An 18,367-nucleotide genomic window follows, 5' to 3' on the forward strand; every position below is an offset into this window, starting at 1 on the left:
GCGCTAAGGTTCCTCCCCCCTGCATCCAAATCATGCTGTGCTCCGCCGCACGGGGATGGCTGGCGGCCGGCACCCGTGACCCTGACGAGTAACACGATGGCTGATTTACCGATCAACGACCTTAACGTCGAATCCAACGAGACCCTGATCACGCCCGATCAGCTCAAACGCGAAATCCCCCTGAGCGACGCTGCCTTGCAGACCGTCACCAAGGGCCGCGAAGTCATCCGTGACATTCTCGACGGCACCGACCACCGCCTCTTCGTAGTGATCGGCCCTTGCTCGATCCACGACCTCAAGGCTGCCCACGAATACGCCGAGCGCCTCAAGGTGCTGGCGGCCGAAGTGTCCGACACCTTGTACCTGGTGATGCGCGTCTATTTCGAGAAGCCGCGGACCACTGTCGGCTGGAAAGGCTTGATCAACGACCCGTATCTGGATGACTCGTTCAAGATTCAGGACGGCTTGCACATCGGTCGTCAGTTGCTGCTGGACCTGGCCGAAATGGGCCTGCCGACGGCCACCGAAGCCCTCGACCCGATCTCGCCGCAGTACCTGCAGGATTTGATCAGCTGGTCGGCCATCGGTGCGCGCACCACCGAATCCCAGACTCACCGTGAAATGGCGTCCGGCCTGTCTTCGGCCGTGGGCTTCAAAAACGGCACCGACGGCGGCCTGACGGTTGCCATCAACGCACTGCAATCGGTCTCGAGCCCGCACCGCTTCCTGGGTATCAACCAGGAAGGTGGCGTGTCCATCGTCACCACCAAGGGCAACGCCTACGGTCACGTGGTATTGCGCGGCGGCAACGGCAAGCCCAACTACGATTCGGTGAGCGTTGCGCTGTGCGAACAGGCGCTGAACAAGGCGAAGATCAAGCCAAACATCATGGTCGACTGCAGCCACGCCAACTCCAACAAGGACCCGGCGCTGCAGCCGCTGGTGATGGAAAACGTGGCCAACCAGATCCTCGAAGGCAACCAGTCGATTATCGGCTTGATGGTCGAGAGCCACTTGAACTGGGGTTGCCAGGCGATTCCAAAGGATCTGGCCGACCTGCAATACGGCGTGTCGATCACCGATGCCTGCATTGACTGGTCTGCCACCGAGACCACGCTGCGCAGCATGCACGCCAAGCTCAAGGACGTATTGCCGAAACGCAAACGCACCTGAAATCGTGCGCACACAAAAACGCCGGGCTTAGCCCGGCGTTTTTCATTGTGCAGAAGGTTTACAGCTTTGCGGCATGGCGCTGGTGACGCTCCATGTAGCGCTCTACGTAAGAGCACGACGGGATCACGGTGTAGCCGGACTCTTCGGCGAACTTCAAGGCTTCTTCGGTCAACGCGGCAGCAATGCCACGGCCCCGCAGTGCGTTGGGCACGAAAGTCCGATAGATATCCAGGGTCTGCTTCCCGAGGTCCATGTAGGTCAGGTAGGCACGATGACCGTCCACATTGGTCTCGAACTGATGACCTGCCTGGTCATGGTGGATGGACAACGCCTCGCTCATCACTACTCCTCGCGGGTCTTGAATTTCGACCCCTACCTTACCGATGTTTTTCCGGCGAAGGAACATCTACGCCACCCCGTGCCAGTTTCGACGACGAGAAAACCCATAGCGCTCACGACCAGCACGTAGGGAATAGTAAGCACCAATGCCGCAATAGCTCAAGACGCACTCATCATCCCCTGCCGCTGGCGGTTACACGAAGGGCTTCGATCAACCTGCGATCGATAGCCTGAACATTGCCGGCAGTTGAAGCTTGAGACGAACTGCCGCTCTTAAAGTCACCTCTACATGCGCAAAAGATGCCGAGACTGGTAAAGGCGAGCGTTACGAAAGTGTCATCGACGCTATATAAGATTTCACTCGCCCGCACGGCCTAACACATACGGGCCGGACCTTTCAGCATGGATCCAGTTCCCTGAAAAATGTAATTTTCTGCGCGGTTTTTATACAAACCACCAAAAGATTAGCCAAAATAGAATCGTCGCATGAATTTTTTTTGCTTCTTGCGCTACGTCAGTTTACTTACTACAAGTAATGAGTAGTATGTACGCCGGCTATCAGCTCACTCTGAGAAAGTAGCCATTTAATAGAAAGTCCTTGAAGGGGAACACGATGAACAACGTTCTGAAATTCTCTGCTCTGGCTCTGGCCGCAGTTCTGGCTACCGGTTGCAGCAGCGTCTCCAAAGAAACCGAAGCTCGTCTGACTGCAACTGAAGACGCAGCAGCTCGCTCCCAGGCTCGTGCAGACGAAGCCTACCGTAAAGCTGATGAAGCTCTGGCTGCTGCTCAAAAAGCACAACAGACTGCTGACGAAGCTAACGAGCGCGCTCTGCGCATGCTTGAAAAAGCAAGCCGCAAGTAATAATCCTTCGGGGTTGTTATCAAGCCGATCCATTTTTGGATCGGCTTTTTTATTGCCTGTGATTCGGCGCTGGATCCCGGGCAATAAAAAGCCCGCCGGAGCGGGCTTCTGAATAGCCAGGCTTACTGCTGCAAATCGACCGGCGTGCTCGACGCCACGGGTGGGTTGCCGCCCGGTACGCCAATTTCGGTAGGCAGGCCATCTTCAGCCGCCACTACGTCACGCACCTGGTCCCAATTCACCCGCAGGTTATTCGCCAGGTCTTCACGCTTGAGCAAGGCGTTGATGACTGCCGTGTGCTTGTCGACCACCGACGGCGTGCCGTCGTCATTGAGCGGCGTATGCGCTTCAAGGTAGACCTTGCCGCCACTGGTGCCGAACTTGTAGGGATCACTGATGATGCGCACCGACGTACCCACCGGCACCATGTCGGCCATTTCCAGCACATTGTTGTTGAACATGCGGAAGCAGCCGTGGCTTGTACGCGTGCCGATACCAAATTTCATGTTGGAACCGTGAATCAGGTAACCCGGCGTACCCAGGGTGAACTTGAAAGGCCCAAGCGGGTTATCGGGACCTGCCGGCACCACGTTGGGCAGCGGGTCGCCATTGGCGGCGTGTTCAGCCTTGATAGACGCCGGTGGCGTCCAGGTCGGGTTGGGAATCTTGCCGGTAATGGTGGTGTGAGCAACCGGCGAGCCCCAGCCCTCGCGGCCAATCCCCAGCGGAAAGGTGTAGACGACGTTTTGACCCTTCGGATAGTAGTAGAGCCGGTATTCCGCGAGGTTGATCACGATGCCTTCGCGTGGGCCCGGCGGCAGAATGAACCGCGTGGGCAGCACAATCTCGGTGCCGGCGCCGGGCAACCAGGCATCGACGCCAGGGTTGGCCGCGACCATTTCCGAATAGCCCAGGTCATAGGTGGTGCCCAAGTCGGCGAAGGTGTCTTCGTACTTGGCCTTGATCACCTGGACCTGACCAACGATGTCTTCACCGGGTGGTGGCAAAGGCAACTGCAAGGCTGCTGCCGAACCGGCCGCGCAGAGGGCAGCGAGAGACAGGCAGCAGGTGACGACGGAAAGGCGCGACAACATCCGGAAAATCCTTCGCAGAACGACGGGTAGGAAAAATCTGATTGTATACGTGAAGCGCGCCTCAAACATCAAGCCGCCCGCCGTTACAGCTCGAAGCGCAGCTCTGGCCAGATCGGCGGTGTACCGCGCTTTTGCGATTCCAGAATCGCCCGGCACAACGGGCAGAGCCGCTGGTCCTGGAAGATCGAACGATTGACCGATGACCAGCGTGGTTGCGCCGGCAATAACGTGCCGCACAGCGTGCGATCAATTGAGCCACCCAATTCCAGCTGACGCGCTACCAGATGCACCCGGACTTCCTGGCAGGCGAACAGATCCAACTGCTCGTCCGGCTCGATCAGTTGGTAGTTAAACAGGGACCAGGCAGGACGCGACATCGGGGGCTCCAAATCGGGGGGGCGCCACCTTAGCCGAAAGCCCGCCCCGAGAGAAGCGTCATAGCAGCGGTTTTAGCGTCGGCCAGACATTTTCCAGCAACTTGCCCTGGGCACCGACTGCCGGGTGAAGTTGGTCGGCCTGCATCAGTTCCGGATGACCACCAATGCCTTCGAGGAAAAACGGCACCAGCGGGATGTTTTTCTCTTTGGCCAACTCACCATAAACTTCGGCGAACGCTGTGGTGTAGCGTGGGCCGTAATTGGGTGGCAACTGCATACCCAACAGCAACACCTTCGCGCCGCCCGCTTTGGACTGGTCGATCATCGAAGCAAGATTTTGTTGCAATTGCGCAGGTGGCTGGCCGCGCAGGCCATCGTTGCCGCCCAACTCGAGAATCACCACATCCGGCTTATGCTCTGCAAGCGCCGCCGGCAGCCGCGCCAGGCCTCCGGCACTGGTGTCGCCACTGATGGAGGCATTGACGACTTTATCGTCAAAACCTTCCTTCTTGAGCCGTTGTTCCAGCAGGGCTACCCACCCTTTGCTGGTATCCAGGCCGAAACCGGCACTGATACTATCGCCAACGATCAGGACTGTACCCGCCGCTGCGTTCTGGGCCATGCACATCAAGGCCAGGCCAGCACTCAAAAACCACATTCGCATTGGATTCTCCATGGGCGCAAGCATTCTCACCGCGCGAAACCTTAGCAAAGTGGTTCCCAGCGCGGAAGGTGAACTGACTATCCTGCACGAACTGAGCCTGGAACTGAACAAGGGCGATAGCCTGGCCATCGTCGGCAGCTCCGGTTCCGGTAAATCCACCCTCCTCGGCCTGCTCGCCGGCCTCGACCTGCCCAGCAGCGGCGAAGTCACCCTTGCCGGGCAGGCACTGAGTACGCTTGACGAAGACCAGCGCGCGCGCATCCGCGCCGAGCACGTGGGTTTTGTGTTCCAGTCTTTCCAACTGCTCGACAGCCTCAACGCGCTCGAAAACGTGATGCTGCCGCTGGAGCTGGACGGCCGCAAAGACGCCCGCGAACGCGCCAGACACCTGCTGGAGCGCGTCGGCCTGGGGCAACGCCTCACCCACTCGCCACGCCAGCTGTCCGGTGGCGAGCAGCAACGTGTCGCCATTGCCCGGGCATTCGCCGCCGAGCCGGACGTGCTGTTTGCCGATGAACCCACCGGCAACCTCGACAGCCACACCGGCGAGCGCATCAGCGACCTGCTGTTCGAACTCAATAAAGAAAGCGGCACGACCTTGGTACTCGTCACCCACGACGAGCGCCTGGCCCATCGTTGCCGACGCCTGATCCGCCTTGAAGCCGGCCTGATGGTCGCGCCCCTGGAGCCTTGATGGCACGCTTGCCGCTGTTGCGTCTGTTCAGCCTTGCCATGCGCCAATTGCTGCGCGATGCCCGCGCGGGTGAATTGCGCGTATTGTTTTTCGCCTTGGTGGTGGCCGTGGCGGCCAGCACCGCGATCGGTTACTTCGGCGCGCGCCTTAATGGCGCCATGCTGTTGCGAGCCACCGAATTTCTGGGCGCCGACCTGGTGCTTGAGGGCAGCTCACCGGCCCGCCCCGAGCAAATCAAATCCGGCACGGAACTGGGCCTGGATCACGCGCGTATCGTTGAGTTTTCCAGCGTCATCGCCACGGATAACGGCATTCAGCTTTCCAGCATCAAGGCGGTGAATGAGCAGTACCCGCTGCGTGGCGAGCTGAAAAGCGCTGCGCAGCCGTTCGGCCCTGAAACCACGGGCGGCGGCCCCAAGCCTGGCGAGGCCTGGGTGGAGGCGCGGCTGTTGCCGGCGCTGAACCTGAAAGTCGGCGACAGCATCGATGTCGGCATGAAGACCCTGCGCCTGGCGCGCATCCTCACCTACGAACCCGACCGCGCCGGCAACTTCTACAGCCTGACGCCACGGGTGATGATCAACCTGGCAGACCTGGACGCCACCGGCGTGGTCCAGCCCGGCAGCCGCGTGAGCTATCGCGAACTGTGGCGCGCGCCCCAAGGCACGACGGTGCTGCAGACCTATCGCGACCTGGTCAAGCCGGGCCTCGCCGCCAACCAGCGCTTGCAGGATTCGCGCGATGGCAACCAGCAAATCGGTGGCGCATTGGGCAAGGCCGAGCGCTACTTGAACATGGCCAGCCTTGTCGCCGTATTGCTGGCGGGCGTGGCCGTGGCGCTGTCGGCAAACCGCTTTGCCAGCCGACGCTTTGATGCCAGCGCATTGCTGCGCTGCCTGGGTTTGTCACGCCGCGAAACGATGCTGCTGTTCAGCCTGCAACTGAGCGTGCTGGGCCTGCTGGCAAGCCTGGCTGGCGCCATACTCGGCTGGCTGGCGCAGTTTGGCCTGTTCTATTTCCTGCATGACCTTTTGCCAGCGGATGTGCCGCCCGGCGGGCTGCTGCCGGCGGTTGCCGGCATCGGCACCGGCCTGGTCGCTCTCGCCGGCTTCGCCCTGCCCCCGCTGGCGGCGCTGGGTCGCGTACCGCCCTTGCGGGTATTGCGTCGGGACTTGCTGCCTATCCCTTCCAGTACATGGATGGTCTACGGCGCTGCGCTGTTCGCCCTCGGCTTGATCATGTGGCGCCTGAGCCTCGATTTGGTGCTGACCTTCGCCTTACTGGGCGGCGGCGTGGTGGCTGCGCTGATCCTCGGCGGCTTGCTGCTGTTGTTGCTGCAAAGCCTGCGGCGTTTGTTGGCACGTGCCTCCCTGCCCTGGCGCCTGGGCCTGGGCCAATTGCTGCGCCACCCGCTGGCTGCGGCCGGCCAGTCACTGGCGTTTGGCTTGATCCTGTTGTCGATGGGCTTGATCGCCTTGCTGCGTGGCGAGCTGCTCGACACTTGGCAAAACCAGCTGCCCAAGGATGCCCCGAACTATTTCGCACTGAATATCCTGCCCGCCGACAAAGATGCGTTTGGTGCCCGGCTGCTCGAAGTGCAGGCACAAGCGGCGCCGTTGTACCCGGTGGTTCCGGGTCGATTGATCAGCATCAATGGCGCCCCCGTGCAGGAAATCGTCAGCAAGGATTCCAGCGGCGATCGCGCCGTACAACGCGACTTGAGCCTGACCTGGGCCGCCGACCTGCCACCGGGCAACGTGCTGACCGCAGGTTCCTGGTGGTCGCAGCAACCGACCGATGAGGTGCCTGGGGTCTCGGTTGAAGCCAAGGTTGCCGAAAGCCTGAAACTCAAACTCAATGACCACCTGGTGTTCACCGTTGGCGGGGAAAACCGTGAAGCGCGGGTGACCAGCCTGCGGACGATCAACTGGGATAACTTCCAGCCCAACTTCTTCATGATCTTCCAGCCCGGCACCTTGAAGGACCTGCCAGCGACCTACCTGACCAGCTTCTACCTGGCACCCGGGCACGACCAGCAGATTGTTGACCTGTCCCGCGCCTTCCCGGCGGTTACCATCCTGCAAGTCGAGGCCTTGCTGGAGCAGTTGCGCAGCATCCTCGCCCAAGTGACGCTGGCGGTGGAGTATGTACTGCTGTTTGTGCTGGCGGCGGGGATGGCCGTGCTGTTTTCCGGCTTACAGGCCACCCTTGATGAGCGCATTCGCCAGGGTGCGCTGCTGCGCGCATTGGGCGCCGAGCGCAAGTTGCTGGTCAAGGCCCGGCGCATTGAGTTCGGCTTGCTGGGCGCCGTCAGCGGCCTGCTGGCGGCACTCGGCACGGAACTGGTGACATGGGTGCTGTACCGCTACGCATTTGACTTGGCGTGGCACCCTCACCCGTGGCTGCTGTTACTGCCGGTGATCGGTGCCGTGCTGATCGGCGGTGCCGGAGTATTCGGGACGCGCCGCGCCTTGAATGCCAGCCCGCTGACGGTGTTGCGCGAAGGCTGAAAAGCAAATGGCCCGCCCCTTCATCAGGGAGCGGGCCATCAGCCTCTACTTTTCATATTCGATACCGGTGATCCACCAGCACACTTCTCCGCTCGGCGTCTGGACCATGGCTTCATCGTCGACTTCCTTGCGCAGCAGCGCCCGCGCCATGGGCGAGTCGATGGAGATGTAATCCATCCGATCGTAAATCTCGTCGTACCCCACAATGCGAAACCGTTTGGTCTCGCACCGCTCATTTTCAATATCGACCCAGGCGCCAAAAAAGACTTTGCCCTCCTGCTCGGGCATGTACTCCACCACGCGCATGTCTTCCAGGCGTTTGCGCAGGTAGCGCACCCGCCGGTCGATCTCACGCAGCAATTTCTTGTTGTACTGGTAGTCCGCGTTTTCGCTGCGATCCCCCAACGAGGCCGCCCAGGTCACTTTGCGCGTGGTATCCGGGCGCTTTTCACGCCACAGGTAATCCAGCTCCTTTTTCAGCGCCTCATGACCTTCTTTGGTAATCAGCTTGGTACTCAAACGCTCGCATCCCCAGGCAGTGTCCAATGGTGCCGAAACGCCAGGGCATCATGCCTTGGCGTCGGCGGGCAGGGGTTGATGATAAATGAACCGGCAAAAGTAGCCAGATCGGATAACACCTCGATTCAAGCCTGCCCCTCCAACGCCTGATCCAACTCCAGGAGCGCACCGCGCAAACGCTCGCGCATTCCAACCAACTGCGACATCGCCAGCGTGGTTTTCTCGGCTTTGTGGCTCAGCTCCACTTGCTCGCTCTGAAGCCTGGAGACGCGCTGCTCCACCTCACGATCCTTTTCATCCAGTTCGTGTTGCGCCTGCTCCAGTCGAGCCTGCCATTGTTCCAGCATCTCCTCACGCTCAGTGACCGCGCGCTTCTGTTGCGTCAGTTCCTGGGCAACCCTGGCAAGGCTGGTGAGTGTGCTGTCAACTTCGACCAACGAAGCCTGTTCCATCTGGGCAGAGGGTCTGGCTGGCACAGGTTCACTGCGCTCAACCACCGGAACAGGCGGCGCACTGGATTCAACCGGCGACACTTCAACTGCGGTATCCGCCGTTTCCATTACCTCACTGACAGGCTCCTGCACAGGCGGCTGAGCGGGCTCAGGCTGGCTCCTGATTCTGGGCGGCGAGACCATTTGCGAAGAGAAACGAATGGACGGCACGATCAACGAAGCGCTCTCGATTGCCGGCAATGTGGGAGCCGACATACCCAGGGTAATCACCTTCATGACCAGGGCTTTCTTGATGATCATCGAGTGATGATCCTCGGGCCTGGCCGGCGGCAACTTGCAACCTTTCAGATCAATAAAATGGTAGGCCATCGAGGTGTCAAGCGCGGCACTTGTCTTGGTGCCCGAGGCTGCTGCCGCCATCAGGATTTGTTTAAACACCTGCATGGCCACTTGCAAGTCTTCCTTGGATTCAACCCCCCCCAGAAAGTACCGGTCGAGTTTTTTACGCAGCGCAGCAATATAGACCCTGGAGTTACCGGGCTCGGTCTCTTCATCCAGGCTGTAAACGAGAAAGTTGGAGTCGGTCTGAGCGACAGCAAAACCGCAGAGCAACGCACCGTTGACCAGTGCATCTTGCCCGTCGCGTTCCAGAACAAGAGTACGTAGAAGCATCATGGTAATCAGGCCTCATTACAAAAGAGCAAACCTTACATAAGCGCCAGATAAACATCTGACTATTTATAAGTCTCGAAACACCGCAATTGTTTCAGCAAGTAATCCGATTTGACGTAGGACTTTTCTGTTAAACGCGCCCCGTCGTTCCCAAGAGCAACTATTAAACGTAGGCTTTTTAAGGCTCAACCGTTCACCGCGAGCACTTTTCCTACGCACTGCCTAATTTATTCGGTAAAAAAATGCTCGAGATAAGCGGCCTGACTAAACAGCTGAATAAGAGACCCGTCATCAATGACGTTTCGTTTTGCGCCGGGCGCGAGGAATGTATTGGTTTGTTCGGAGAAAGTGGCGCGGGTAAAACAACCCTGCTGAACTTGATCGCCGGTTTGGCAAAGCCCACAGGCGGGCAAATCACGCTTGAGGGATTCAATTCCCAGACCCACCCTCTTCAAGCACAACACATGCTCGGCTATCAACTCCAGGGCGGCCTGAGCCATGATCGGATGTCGGTCAAAGGCGTACTCAACTTCATTGCCGCCATTCGGGGTTTCAGCGGGGCCGAGAAACGCAACCGGGTAGAGCGGGCAGCCACACGCCTGGAATTACTGCCAGTGCTCGATGCGCCCATGGACGTGATTTCTGTCGAAACCCGGCGCAAGGTAGCCATCGCCCAGGCAATCCTGCACTCCCCCAGCCTGCTGTTGCTGGACGAGCCGACAGAGGGGCTGTCGCCTGATCAACTGCTCAAGTTCAAGACACTGATTCAGTCGTTGCTCACAGAAATGACGGTGATCATTGCCTCCCGCCATTGCAACGAACTGTCCACTCTCTGCACCCGTGCACTGGTTCTCGCCAGCGGCCAGTTGGTGGCGGACACGCCACTGCCCGACTTGCAACGCCACTCACGGCACTACCGCTCCGTCACCCTGGCTGCCGAGACGCCAGTGGATCTACTGGCGCTTGCAGTATTACCCGGTGTCGCCGGCATTGAGGAAGACCGTCATGCGCCCGGCACCGTAACCGTACTCGCCATGCCCGGGCACACGATCTTTCCCCATGTAAGTGCACTCATCGCCAGCCGCGGCTGGGCCATAACTTCACTGAGTCTGGAGCCAGGTCGCCTGAACGAAGTCGTTCATCACCTGAGCCAAAAGGTACCCCTTTGAAACTGCTGCCGGTCATTTTCAGGCGTCAACTCGCCAGCTATTTTTGTGCGCCAGGCACCTACCTGAGCGTAATCGCATTCCTGTTGCTGTGTGCCGCACTCGGGTTGTACACCAGCCAGTGGATGGAACGGGGCAGCAGTGACTTACAGGTGTTTTTCCAACTGCATCCCTGGCTGTATTTACTGCTGATTCCAACGCTGTCGACGCAACTGTGGTCGGACGAGCACAACGCCGGCTTCCTCAATACGATGAAAACGCTGCCGCTCACCGCGTCGGAACAGGTGATCGGGAAATTTCTGGCGGCATGGCTTGTGTGTTGCCTTGCACTGTCGCTGACGTTTCCAATCGTGCTCGTCGCCAATTACTTCGGCAGCGCCGACAATAGCGTGATCGCTTCACAGTTCCTGGCCAGCCTGTTATTGGCAGGAAGTTACTTATCGGTCGGTTGTTTTGTTTGCGCACTGACGCGCCAACGTGTCGTTATTTTCGTGTTGACGCTGGGGTTATTGCTGAGCGTCAGCGCGTTGTCCTCTACCCTCGATGCGCTGGAGCATCAGGCGCCGGTCTGGGTAATAGATTGCATTATCTCGCTGAACCCCATTTCTCGCTTTGACACAGTCGATAATGGCAAGCTGACGCTGCGTGACGGACTGTACTTCGTCAGCATGATCGTTGCTTTTCTTTCAGCGACGATTGTCACCCTCAACTACAAAGTGCGTTGATAAGGAGATCAACTTATGCGATCTGCTCTTCGTACGGGGATGACACTTATTGTCATATCGCTACTCTTTCTGGCATTCAACCTGGTCTGGATAACTAACGTCCCCGATGTGCGCTGGGACTTTTCAAAGCAAAAAATGCACACTTTGTCGCCCCAGGCGCGGCAACTCCTCACCACCCTCGAAAGTCCGCTGGATTTGTATTACTTCAACGCCAGCAGCGACCCATCAAAAAGCACAGCGTTGAAGCGCTATGGCGACCGAGTGGAAGACCTGCTCAAGGAGTATGAAAAAGCCGCAGGGGGCATGATTAACCTGCACCTTATCGACCCCGCACCCTATTCAGAAGACGCCTATAAAGCCGGCTTGTTCGGCCTCGACGACACACAAGGGTTCCTGGGTCTCATCGGCACCCGTGCGGGCCAGGGCGCGCAACGTATCGAGGCCTTTAGCCCAGACGATGAACCCTTGCTTGAATATGAAATCAGCCACCTGATCTACAAGTTGATTCACCCTGAACCTGCCACGGTCGGCTTGCTGTCCGGGCTGGTGCTGGATGAATCTGCGGGCGATGTGCTGGAGCAACTGCGCGAGCATTTCAACCTGGTTGAACTGGCATCGACTCTCAAAGAGGTGCCGCCTTCGATGGCGACCTTGATGGTCGTGCATCCGCGTGCACTGCCCGAACAAACGCTTTATGCGATTGAACAGTTCGTGCTGAGGGGCGGCAAGCTGATGATCTTTATCGACCCGCTGAGCGAGATGGACGCCAGCGCCACGAAAGCAGATTCGCCGCTGGACGGCTTGCTCTCCGCATGGGGCATACAGATGCCAGCCGATAAACTGCTTATCGACAACCTTTATGTCGCATCGGCCACCCTTGGCTCAAGTGGGCCCCCTGTCGTGCATCCGGCCAGGTTAAACCTGCCGCGCCAGGCCATGACGACCAACGATATCAGCACCTGGAAGCTGAGTTCGGTGATCCTGTCGAGCAGTGGCGCATTGGGACGCGTCAAGAAAAGCCGCATCACGCTCACGCCATTGCTTCAAAGTTCAAGGCAATCTGCCCTGTTGGATGACGCACAGTTTTCACCGGCGACCGCGCTTGATTCACTCTTCACGCAGACGTCCACACCTGCTCAACACTACACGGTGGCCGCTCGCATCGAAGGACCTGCCTACTCTGCATTTCCCGACGGCATCGAAGGACAGCCACCCGGCTTGCAAAAAGCCGCACACATACAAATGGTGGTTGTCGCCGACACAGACCTGCTCGCCGATGACGTAACCCAGTCGGCCCCGAACACTAACGCGCTGTTTGTATTGAACACTTTGGATAACCTGGCCTCCTCCGAGGTGCTTGCGAGCATCCGGCCCCGTCCCCTGCCAAGCCAGTCGCTGAACCCGCTGGAGCAACTGCGCGAGGCCGCCGCGCTCGCCTACACGCAAAAAGCGCGTGAGCTGGAACGACGCCTTGAACGAACAGAACAGGCGTGGCAAGAGACCCGTGCGCAGAACAGCGGTTTCGGCTCACAAGCGGTGGACACCAATACCCAGTTGCAGGCACTCAACAAAGAACGCCTGCGACTGCCCATGGAGTTACACGCGCTCAAGGTCGAGGCTTACGCACAGACGCATCGCACCCAGCGAAACCTGACGTTGCTCATGATTGTGCCGGTGCCGTTGCTGTTATGCCTGATCGCGTTGGCGCTGTTTCTGCATCAACGCAGGCGTCGATCAGCAGCAGGCGTCGCTTTTCACTGATCATTCAGGGGCGGCGATCAACGCCGAGCAATCAGCCCTTGTCGGGCAATGCGCGTCAGTTGGCGAATCACTTCGCCGGCCTCGCTGGCACTTGGCGCCTGGATAACCGCCAGGTCAAAGCTGTCGCTGGCAAAGCGCGCCAGGGAATCGCCATCTTCAACAAACTGGATCAGAAACGCCGAAGGCCGCCCGGTGCGACGCGGCCAGCCGTCCAGGTAACGCAGCAGCGTCGGCTGGTGCTTGCCGCCCAAGAGGATTTTCGGATTGCGTTGAGTCAGGTCCGCAGTAATCGGGGCCAGGCGTATGAGGGGGCTTAGTGCATTCATCGTGTCGTGTCTCTGCCTCAAAAGTCTGCGGGCAGGTGAGAGGCAACACCGAACCAGCGCTTTAGCGGAATTTCGAAACTTGCCTCCTGGAGGAGTGCATGTTTCTGTCGGGCTGCATTGAGTCCCAGTGGCGCCCCGCAATTAGCTGTTTAAATCGGCGCATGGGAAGCATCCTAGAGAAGCCAATAGGGCCGTGTCAAGAATCCCGATTAACGAAAAGGCCCGCTCATGGCGGGCCTTTTCAGGTCTGGCGTCAGGCTTTCGTGAGAGGCTCAGCCGGTAATGGCGCGGTCGGCGGACAGTTTGCCGGCGCCTTCAAACAACACCGCCAATGAGCCGCCGAGCAAGGCCAGGGCAAACTCGTAACCATTGTTGGCCATAAACAAGCCGTTATGGATGTGCACCGAGAAGATCGCTACCAGCGACAAGATGGTCAAGCCCAGTGCCGCAGGGCGCGCCAGCAGGCCGATGATCAGAGCCAGGCCTGCGAAGAACTCAGTGCCACCCGACAACAGCGCCATCAAGGTGCCTGGCGCCAGGCCGATGCTTTCCATCCACTGTGCAGTGCCGGCCAGACCGCCACCGCCAAACCAGCCGAAGAGTTTTTGCGAACCGTGAGCCGCAAAGATGATGCCGATGAAAATCCGCAAAACGGCCAGGCCGTAGCTGGCGCGGGTGGACAACATGCGGTTGATCAGTGGGCTCATGGTGCTAATCCTTTCAAAGTAGGGGTCTGTTGGCCGCTATATTAATCAGATTAAACAATGATAAAAGCCGAAAAATCGCCTTATAAATATCGATTAATTCGATTATTTACGTGAGGCAACTTTGGACGCTGAAGGCTCAAGGGATTCTCGCTCCCGATCAAACGCCAGGTAATACTTGTTGACGCTGTTCACATAACTGACGCCGCCCATTCCTACCTGTTCCATGGCAATGCGCTCCACCTGAAAGAACCACTGGTTCGGGTTTAGCCCCCGGCGACGAGCCTCCGCGCGCATCCCTTGCACGCGTTCAGGCCCCATGTTGTAAGCCGCCAGCACAAAGGCCATGCGCTCGCGCTCATTGAGTTTGGGGCTGGAAAAGAACTTGCGCCGGATCATCGCCAGGTAGCGGGCGCCCGCCTGCACATTGCTGTCCAGACTCTCGATATTGTTGACGCCCACCCGTTGCGCCGCAGACGGGGTGATTTGCATCAGGCCGGTTGGGCCACCGCTGTTACGCGCGCCGGGGTCGAACGCGGACTCCTTGAAGGCCAGCGCAGCAAGGTTCAGCCAGTCCATACCCTGCTCGCGTGCATGCTTTTGCAGGACCGGGCGCAGTTTTTCCAGGCGCTGACGGTCGGCGCGGGCCAGTGGGTTGCGAACCTGGTAAAGGCGTCGGTAAATGCGCTGGAACGCCACGTCCTGGTCGGAGGGGGTTCGGTAAGTCTTGAGGAACCGATCAATACTGGCGCGCAACATCGAAGCGTCCTGGCGCACGAACCAGTATTCGTCGCCCGGTTCGCTGATTACCACCTGCCGATCAAAACGCAGTTTGGGCAAGATTTTCGACCAGCGTTCAGCGATGGGTTTTTCGACGATGGTGAGGTGGAAAATGCCCGCCTGGACCATCTCCAGTACATCTTCCACTGCCAGCGTCGGGTCGACCCACTCCACCTTTATCGGCGGCTGCTTGTGCAGCGCCAGCTTCTGGTTGACCTGGCTGATCGCATCTGCGGCCGCGCTGCCGGTGGTCAGCGCCAGGGTGCGGCCAGACAGCTGCTCCAGCCTGGTAAAGCGTCGCTCACCCTTGACGCCAACCAGCCATAACGGCACATCGCTGGCAATCGGGTCGCTGGCGCTGATTTTGTGCGCGGCCTTCACATCCAGCAATTCACCGGGCGCCACCAGGTCGCCCTCGCCACGGGCCAGCGCGCCGAGCAGTTGGTCCTTGGCTTTGGGAATGATCTTGAGGGTAATTTCCTCACCATCGCGGGCGTGGCCGTTCAGGTATTGCTCGAAGGCGCGCAGTCGATGGTATTCGACTCCGATGGCCTGGCCCTGGACTTCACCGGAACTGTTTCGGCTCTGGTTGACCAGTACGCGCAGGGTGCGGCTGGAGCGAATCTGCGCCAGGTCACGCACTTTGCCGGGCTTGGTCACTTCCAGCGGCCCGTCCAACCGTGCAACCGCCGCCATGGGCAGCAGTAACGTCAGGCACAACACAAGCAACGCCGAGGGTCGGATCATCCGCTCTCCGGAAAGAATACTGGCCAGCGCCGTCGCGAAAGACGCGGTACTGGGGGTCAGAAACAGAGCGCTTTATGCGCAGGCTTTGCGTGCAACGGCGGCAGGGTGGAAGGCGAACGACTCACCACAATGTCACTTGCGACGTTCAAAGACAGCTATAACTTGTTGTAGTTCTTAGTTTTTCTTATAAATCTACAGCTCTGATATGCTTTCCGACCGTAGGCGGAGATAGCACCATGCAACTCATTGATATCGGCGTCAACCTGACCAACCCCAGTTTCGACGAGAGGCACCACGCCGTTCTCGACCGTGCCTACGCTGCCGGGGTGCAACAATTGGTGCTCACCGGCACCAGTGTCGAGGGCAGCGAACAGGCCCTGGAACTGTGCGTAAAACTCGATGAAAGCGGCCAACGCCTGTTCAGCACCGCCGGCATTCACCCCCACTCCGCCAGCGACTGGAACGGTGACAGCGCCAAGCGGTTGCGCGGTTTGCTCACTGAAAGCCGCGTGCGAGCGGTGGGCGAATGCGGGCTGGATTTCAACCGGGATTTTTCCCCGCGCCCACAACAAGAGAAGGTGCTCGAAGAACACTTGGCCCTGGCCGTTGAACTCAAATTGCCGGTGTTCCTGCATGAGCGCGACGCCAACCAGCGCTTGCTGGACATTCTCAAGGGCTACCGCGACCACCTGACCGCCGCCGTGGTGCATTGCTTCACCGGCGAGCAACACGCGCTGTTCAGCTACCTCGACCTGGACCTGCACATCGGCATCACCGGCTGGATCTGCGACGAACGTCGTGGGACGCACCTGCATCCGCTGGTCAGCGAAATCCCACGGGGCCGCCTGATGCTGGAGAGTGATGCGCCCTACCTGCTGCCACGCACCCTGCGCCCCAAGCCGAAAAATGGCCGCAATGAACCGGCCTATCTGCCGCAAGTGCTGCGCGAAGTTGCCCTGCACCGCAACGAATCCGTAGAAGACCTGGCTGAACACAGCACTGCCTGCGCCCGCACCTTTTTTGGGTTACCCCACGTGGATTGACGCGGCGCATTGACCCATGTCAAAACCGCCTTCCTGAGTAGCGGCACAATAATAGCACCTTGCCAATGCTGTTTCCGCTATCAGAGAAAACCTTCCATGGGTGCCTGGCTTAGCAATATCTCGCTGAAATACAAATTCTGGGCTGTCAACGCGGTCGCCTTCATCACCACGCTGTTGCTGGTGCTGTACGCCGTGCAACTCGAACAACAAGCGCGCAACGAGGCATCGCAGGCCTCGGCCCAAGCGCAAGGCCGTTTGCTCAGCGCTTGGCCTGCTGCCACAGCATTGCCAAAGAGCGAGCAATGGCTGACATTCGCACGCGGCCAAATCCCACAGCTTGAAAGTCATGATCTGTCAGCCTTGAGCACAGCCAGCGGCTGGGTCGAACTCAATCACAGGCCCCTGTTGGGTGAAAACCCACTCATCGGTGCCGAGGTGATCGCCCGGGCTGACGGCCAACACATCGCCGTGCTGGCCTACGGGCGCAGCGTGAGCCAGGTGTTTGGCGAGCGCTTTGCCAATTACGCCGTGGCGGTGCTGATTCTGATGCTGGCGATGCTGGGCGCCTCGCAGTTGCTGATCCGCTTTCTGCTCAGCCAACTCAACACCCTCAAGGACGTGATGCTGCACGTGGAAAAAACCGGCGACCTGTCGGCCCGCGTGCCACTGGCCTGCAAGGACGAAGTGGGCCAGATGGCCAGCGCGTTCAACGCCATGCAAGCCGGCTACCAGCGCGTGGTCAACACCGTCGCACACACCGCCAAACAGTTGGATGAGGGCGCCGCGCGCCTGGCCAGCAGCATGAACGAAGTGCAGCACGGCATGCTCGGCCAGCAAAGCGAGACCGACCAGGCTGCCACCGCGATCAACGAAATGACCGCCACCGTCCACCACATCGCGCAACACGCCGGCGCCACCCGCGACCTCTCCCAGACCGCCGACACCCTCGCCGGCAGCGGCCAGGAAGTGGTAACCCGCGTGCAACGCTCGATCGCCGGGTTGTCCACCGGCGTGCAGCAAACCGCCGAAATGATCCAGAAACTCGCCGAAGACAGCCAGAAAATCAACAGCGTCGTCGGCGTGATCCACAGCATCGCCGAACAGACCAACCTGCTCGCCCTCAACGCCGCCATCGAAGCCGCCCGCGCCGGGGAAATGGGCCGTGGTTTTGCGGTAGTCGCCGACGAAGTGCGCAACCTCGCCAAACGCGTGCAAAGCTCCACCGACGAAATCACCCGGATGGTCACCGCGTTGCAAGCCGGCACCCGCGACGCGGTGGACTTCATGCAGGAAAGCTCCTTCAAGGCCGACGACTGCGTAAAACAAGCCCAGGAAGCCGGCGCCGCCCTCGCCGAAATCACCGGCGCCGTGGCCCAAATGCGTGAAAGCAATACGCAAATCGCGGTCGCCGCCGAACAGCAAAGCCATGTCGCCGAAGAGATGAACCGCGCGGTGGTGAGCATTCGTGATGTGACCGAAAACACGGTGCAGCAAACCGTGGGCTCGGCGACCACCAGCAACGAACTGGCGACGCTGGCTGGGGAGTTGAGCAAGGCGATTGGGCAGTTAAAGTTGTAAGGCCTCTTACTCTGTAATCCAACGCCTACCCAAAGCCCTCGATTTTCCGAGGGCTTTGGCGAAACGCCCTACCCCTTCTGGCGAATAGCGCCGACTTCTTTTCCTGACGAACCTCTCCAAAGTCTTTCGCCTGATCAATCAGTGCGAGGGAACGCCGATGTACTTCTCAGTTATCACT

General features: G+C 59.3%; 18 protein-coding genes. 9 read left to right on the forward strand and 9 right to left on the reverse strand.

The genetic code is table 11. The features are described 5' to 3' along the window. The first annotated feature begins 96 nt into the window (after positions 1-96). Positions 97-1,173, forward strand: coding sequence for a 3-deoxy-7-phosphoheptulonate synthase (locus tag ACP7A2_RS12845; protein WP_060753323.1), 1,077 nt, complete (start codon positions 97-99; stop codon positions 1,171-1,173). Positions 1,174-1,231: 58 nt separating this feature from the next. Here the strand turns inward: ACP7A2_RS12845 and ACP7A2_RS12850 are convergent, their stop codons facing one another. After that, complete coding sequence (locus ACP7A2_RS12850; RefSeq protein ID WP_003233387.1) at positions 1,232-1,513, reverse strand: GNAT family N-acetyltransferase; 282 nt, start codon at positions 1,511-1,513, stop codon at positions 1,232-1,234. Between the two features lie 612 nt (positions 1,514-2,125). Between ACP7A2_RS12850 and oprI the strand changes: the two genes are divergently transcribed. After that, entirely contained in the window at positions 2,126-2,377 is a 252-nt protein-coding gene (gene oprI, locus ACP7A2_RS12855; protein ID WP_003172710.1) for an outer membrane lipoprotei OprI, read from the forward strand. A gap of 122 nt (positions 2,378-2,499) precedes the next feature. Here the strand turns inward: oprI and ACP7A2_RS12860 are convergent, their stop codons facing one another. The 3 genes from ACP7A2_RS12860 to ACP7A2_RS12870 all read right to left on the reverse strand — a co-directional run bounded on the left by ACP7A2_RS12860 (position 2,500) and on the right by ACP7A2_RS12870 (position 4,512). Continuing rightward, the gene (locus ACP7A2_RS12860) at positions 2,500-3,471 is read right to left on the reverse strand and encodes a L,D-transpeptidase family protein (protein WP_426134491.1); all 972 of its coding nucleotides are present in this window, start codon (positions 3,469-3,471) and stop codon (positions 2,500-2,502) included. Between the two features lie 83 nt (positions 3,472-3,554). Next, positions 3,555-3,848 (reverse strand): hypothetical protein, encoded by a 294-nt coding sequence (locus tag ACP7A2_RS12865; RefSeq protein WP_003189866.1) that lies wholly within the window; start codon positions 3,846-3,848, stop codon positions 3,555-3,557. A 58-nt stretch (positions 3,849-3,906) separates the two neighbouring features. Continuing rightward, complete coding sequence (locus tag ACP7A2_RS12870; protein ID WP_375068950.1) at positions 3,907-4,512, reverse strand: arylesterase; 606 nt, start codon at positions 4,510-4,512, stop codon at positions 3,907-3,909. Between the two features lie 10 nt (positions 4,513-4,522). Here ACP7A2_RS12870 and ACP7A2_RS12875 point away from each other — a divergent pair, with 10 nt between their 5' ends. Further along, positions 4,523-5,206 (forward strand): ABC transporter ATP-binding protein, encoded by a 684-nt coding sequence (locus ACP7A2_RS12875; protein WP_005786391.1) that lies wholly within the window; start codon positions 4,523-4,525, stop codon positions 5,204-5,206. Beyond that, a complete protein-coding gene (locus ACP7A2_RS12880; RefSeq protein ID WP_426134492.1) occupies positions 5,206-7,716 on the forward strand; it encodes an ABC transporter permease in 2,511 nt (836 codons plus the stop codon). Before ACP7A2_RS12875 ends, ACP7A2_RS12880 begins: the two co-directional genes overlap by 1 nt. A gap of 45 nt (positions 7,717-7,761) precedes the next feature. Here the strand turns inward: ACP7A2_RS12880 and greB are convergent, their stop codons facing one another. Both greB and ACP7A2_RS12890 read right to left on the reverse strand, forming a co-directional pair. Continuing rightward, the gene (greB, locus tag ACP7A2_RS12885; protein WP_426134493.1) at positions 7,762-8,235 is read right to left on the reverse strand and encodes a transcription elongation factor GreB; all 474 of its coding nucleotides are present in this window, start codon (positions 8,233-8,235) and stop codon (positions 7,762-7,764) included. Between the two features lie 125 nt (positions 8,236-8,360). Then, the gene (locus tag ACP7A2_RS12890) at positions 8,361-9,362 is read right to left on the reverse strand and encodes a hypothetical protein (protein WP_426134494.1); all 1,002 of its coding nucleotides are present in this window, start codon (positions 9,360-9,362) and stop codon (positions 8,361-8,363) included. Positions 9,363-9,601: 239 nt separating this feature from the next. Here ACP7A2_RS12890 and ACP7A2_RS12895 point away from each other — a divergent pair, with 239 nt between their 5' ends. The 3 genes from ACP7A2_RS12895 to ACP7A2_RS12905 are packed head-to-tail and all read left to right on the forward strand — an operon-like array spanning position 9,602 to position 13,011. Beyond that, a complete protein-coding gene (locus tag ACP7A2_RS12895; protein WP_426134495.1) occupies positions 9,602-10,528 on the forward strand; it encodes an ABC transporter ATP-binding protein in 927 nt (308 codons plus the stop codon). Beyond that, on the forward strand, positions 10,525-11,250 hold the full coding sequence (locus ACP7A2_RS12900) for an ABC transporter permease (RefSeq protein WP_426134496.1): 726 nt from the start codon (positions 10,525-10,527) through the stop codon (positions 11,248-11,250). The genes ACP7A2_RS12895 and ACP7A2_RS12900 overlap by 4 nt, the downstream gene beginning before the upstream one ends. A 15-nt stretch (positions 11,251-11,265) precedes the next feature. Continuing rightward, a complete protein-coding gene (locus ACP7A2_RS12905; RefSeq protein ID WP_426134497.1) occupies positions 11,266-13,011 on the forward strand; it encodes a Gldg family protein in 1,746 nt (581 codons plus the stop codon). A 17-nt stretch (positions 13,012-13,028) separates the two neighbouring features. Here the strand turns inward: ACP7A2_RS12905 and ACP7A2_RS12910 are convergent, their stop codons facing one another. From ACP7A2_RS12910 to ACP7A2_RS12920, 3 genes are all read right to left on the reverse strand, one after another. Beyond that, positions 13,029-13,337: a class I SAM-dependent methyltransferase gene (locus tag ACP7A2_RS12910; protein ID WP_426134498.1), complete on the reverse strand. Its 309-nt coding sequence runs from the start codon at positions 13,335-13,337 to the stop codon at positions 13,029-13,031. 272 nt (positions 13,338-13,609) lie between these two features. Then, positions 13,610-14,044, reverse strand: a complete 435-nt coding sequence (locus ACP7A2_RS12915) for a DoxX family protein (protein ID WP_426134499.1) — start codon at positions 14,042-14,044, stop codon at positions 13,610-13,612. A 102-nt stretch (positions 14,045-14,146) separates the two neighbouring features. Further along, the gene (locus ACP7A2_RS12920; RefSeq protein ID WP_426134500.1) at positions 14,147-15,568 is read right to left on the reverse strand and encodes a transglycosylase SLT domain-containing protein; all 1,422 of its coding nucleotides are present in this window, start codon (positions 15,566-15,568) and stop codon (positions 14,147-14,149) included. A gap of 236 nt (positions 15,569-15,804) precedes the next feature. Between ACP7A2_RS12920 and ACP7A2_RS12925 the strand changes: the two genes are divergently transcribed. Then, on the forward strand, positions 15,805-16,611 hold the full coding sequence (locus ACP7A2_RS12925; protein ID WP_426134501.1) for a TatD family hydrolase: 807 nt from the start codon (positions 15,805-15,807) through the stop codon (positions 16,609-16,611). Between the two features lie 96 nt (positions 16,612-16,707). Continuing rightward, a complete protein-coding gene (locus ACP7A2_RS12930) occupies positions 16,708-18,189 on the forward strand; it encodes a methyl-accepting chemotaxis protein (protein WP_426134502.1) in 1,482 nt (493 codons plus the stop codon). Positions 18,190-18,367: the final 178 nt, after the last annotated feature.

The organism is Pseudomonas sp. PWP3-1b2 (genome assembly GCF_049896045.1).
Classification (GTDB): Bacteria; Pseudomonadota; Gammaproteobacteria; order Pseudomonadales; family Pseudomonadaceae; genus Aquipseudomonas; species Aquipseudomonas antarctica_B.

Excerpts from the sequence above, each read along its gene's own strand:
- ACP7A2_RS12925 (WP_426134501.1), top strand. The coding sequence starts at position 15,805 with ATGCAACTCATTGATATCGGCGTCAACCTGACCAACCCCAGTTTCGAC.
- oprI (WP_003172710.1), top strand. The coding sequence starts at position 2,126 with ATGAACAACGTTCTGAAATTCTCTGCTCTGGCTCTGGCCGCAGTTCTG.
- ACP7A2_RS12915 (WP_426134499.1), bottom strand. The coding sequence starts at position 14,044 with ATGAGCCCACTGATCAACCGCATGTTGTCCACCCGCGCCAGCTACGGC.
- ACP7A2_RS12890 (WP_426134494.1), bottom strand. The coding sequence starts at position 9,362 with ATGATGCTTCTACGTACTCTTGTTCTGGAACGCGACGGGCAAGATGCA.
- ACP7A2_RS12920 (WP_426134500.1), bottom strand. The coding sequence starts at position 15,568 with ATGATCCGACCCTCGGCGTTGCTTGTGTTGTGCCTGACGTTACTGCTG.
- ACP7A2_RS12930 (WP_426134502.1), top strand. The coding sequence starts at position 16,708 with ATGGGTGCCTGGCTTAGCAATATCTCGCTGAAATACAAATTCTGGGCT.
- ACP7A2_RS12875 (WP_005786391.1), top strand. The coding sequence starts at position 4,523 with ATGGGCGCAAGCATTCTCACCGCGCGAAACCTTAGCAAAGTGGTTCCC.
- ACP7A2_RS12845 (WP_060753323.1), top strand. The coding sequence starts at position 97 with ATGGCTGATTTACCGATCAACGACCTTAACGTCGAATCCAACGAGACC.
- ACP7A2_RS12870 (WP_375068950.1), bottom strand. The coding sequence starts at position 4,512 with ATGCGAATGTGGTTTTTGAGTGCTGGCCTGGCCTTGATGTGCATGGCC.
- ACP7A2_RS12905 (WP_426134497.1), top strand. The coding sequence starts at position 11,266 with ATGCGATCTGCTCTTCGTACGGGGATGACACTTATTGTCATATCGCTA.
- ACP7A2_RS12860 (WP_426134491.1), bottom strand. The coding sequence starts at position 3,471 with ATGTTGTCGCGCCTTTCCGTCGTCACCTGCTGCCTGTCTCTCGCTGCC.
- ACP7A2_RS12910 (WP_426134498.1), bottom strand. The coding sequence starts at position 13,337 with ATGAATGCACTAAGCCCCCTCATACGCCTGGCCCCGATTACTGCGGAC.
- ACP7A2_RS12880 (WP_426134492.1), top strand. The coding sequence starts at position 5,206 with ATGGCACGCTTGCCGCTGTTGCGTCTGTTCAGCCTTGCCATGCGCCAA.
- ACP7A2_RS12895 (WP_426134495.1), top strand. The coding sequence starts at position 9,602 with ATGCTCGAGATAAGCGGCCTGACTAAACAGCTGAATAAGAGACCCGTC.
- ACP7A2_RS12850 (WP_003233387.1), bottom strand. The coding sequence starts at position 1,513 with ATGAGCGAGGCGTTGTCCATCCACCATGACCAGGCAGGTCATCAGTTC.
- ACP7A2_RS12865 (WP_003189866.1), bottom strand. The coding sequence starts at position 3,848 with ATGTCGCGTCCTGCCTGGTCCCTGTTTAACTACCAACTGATCGAGCCG.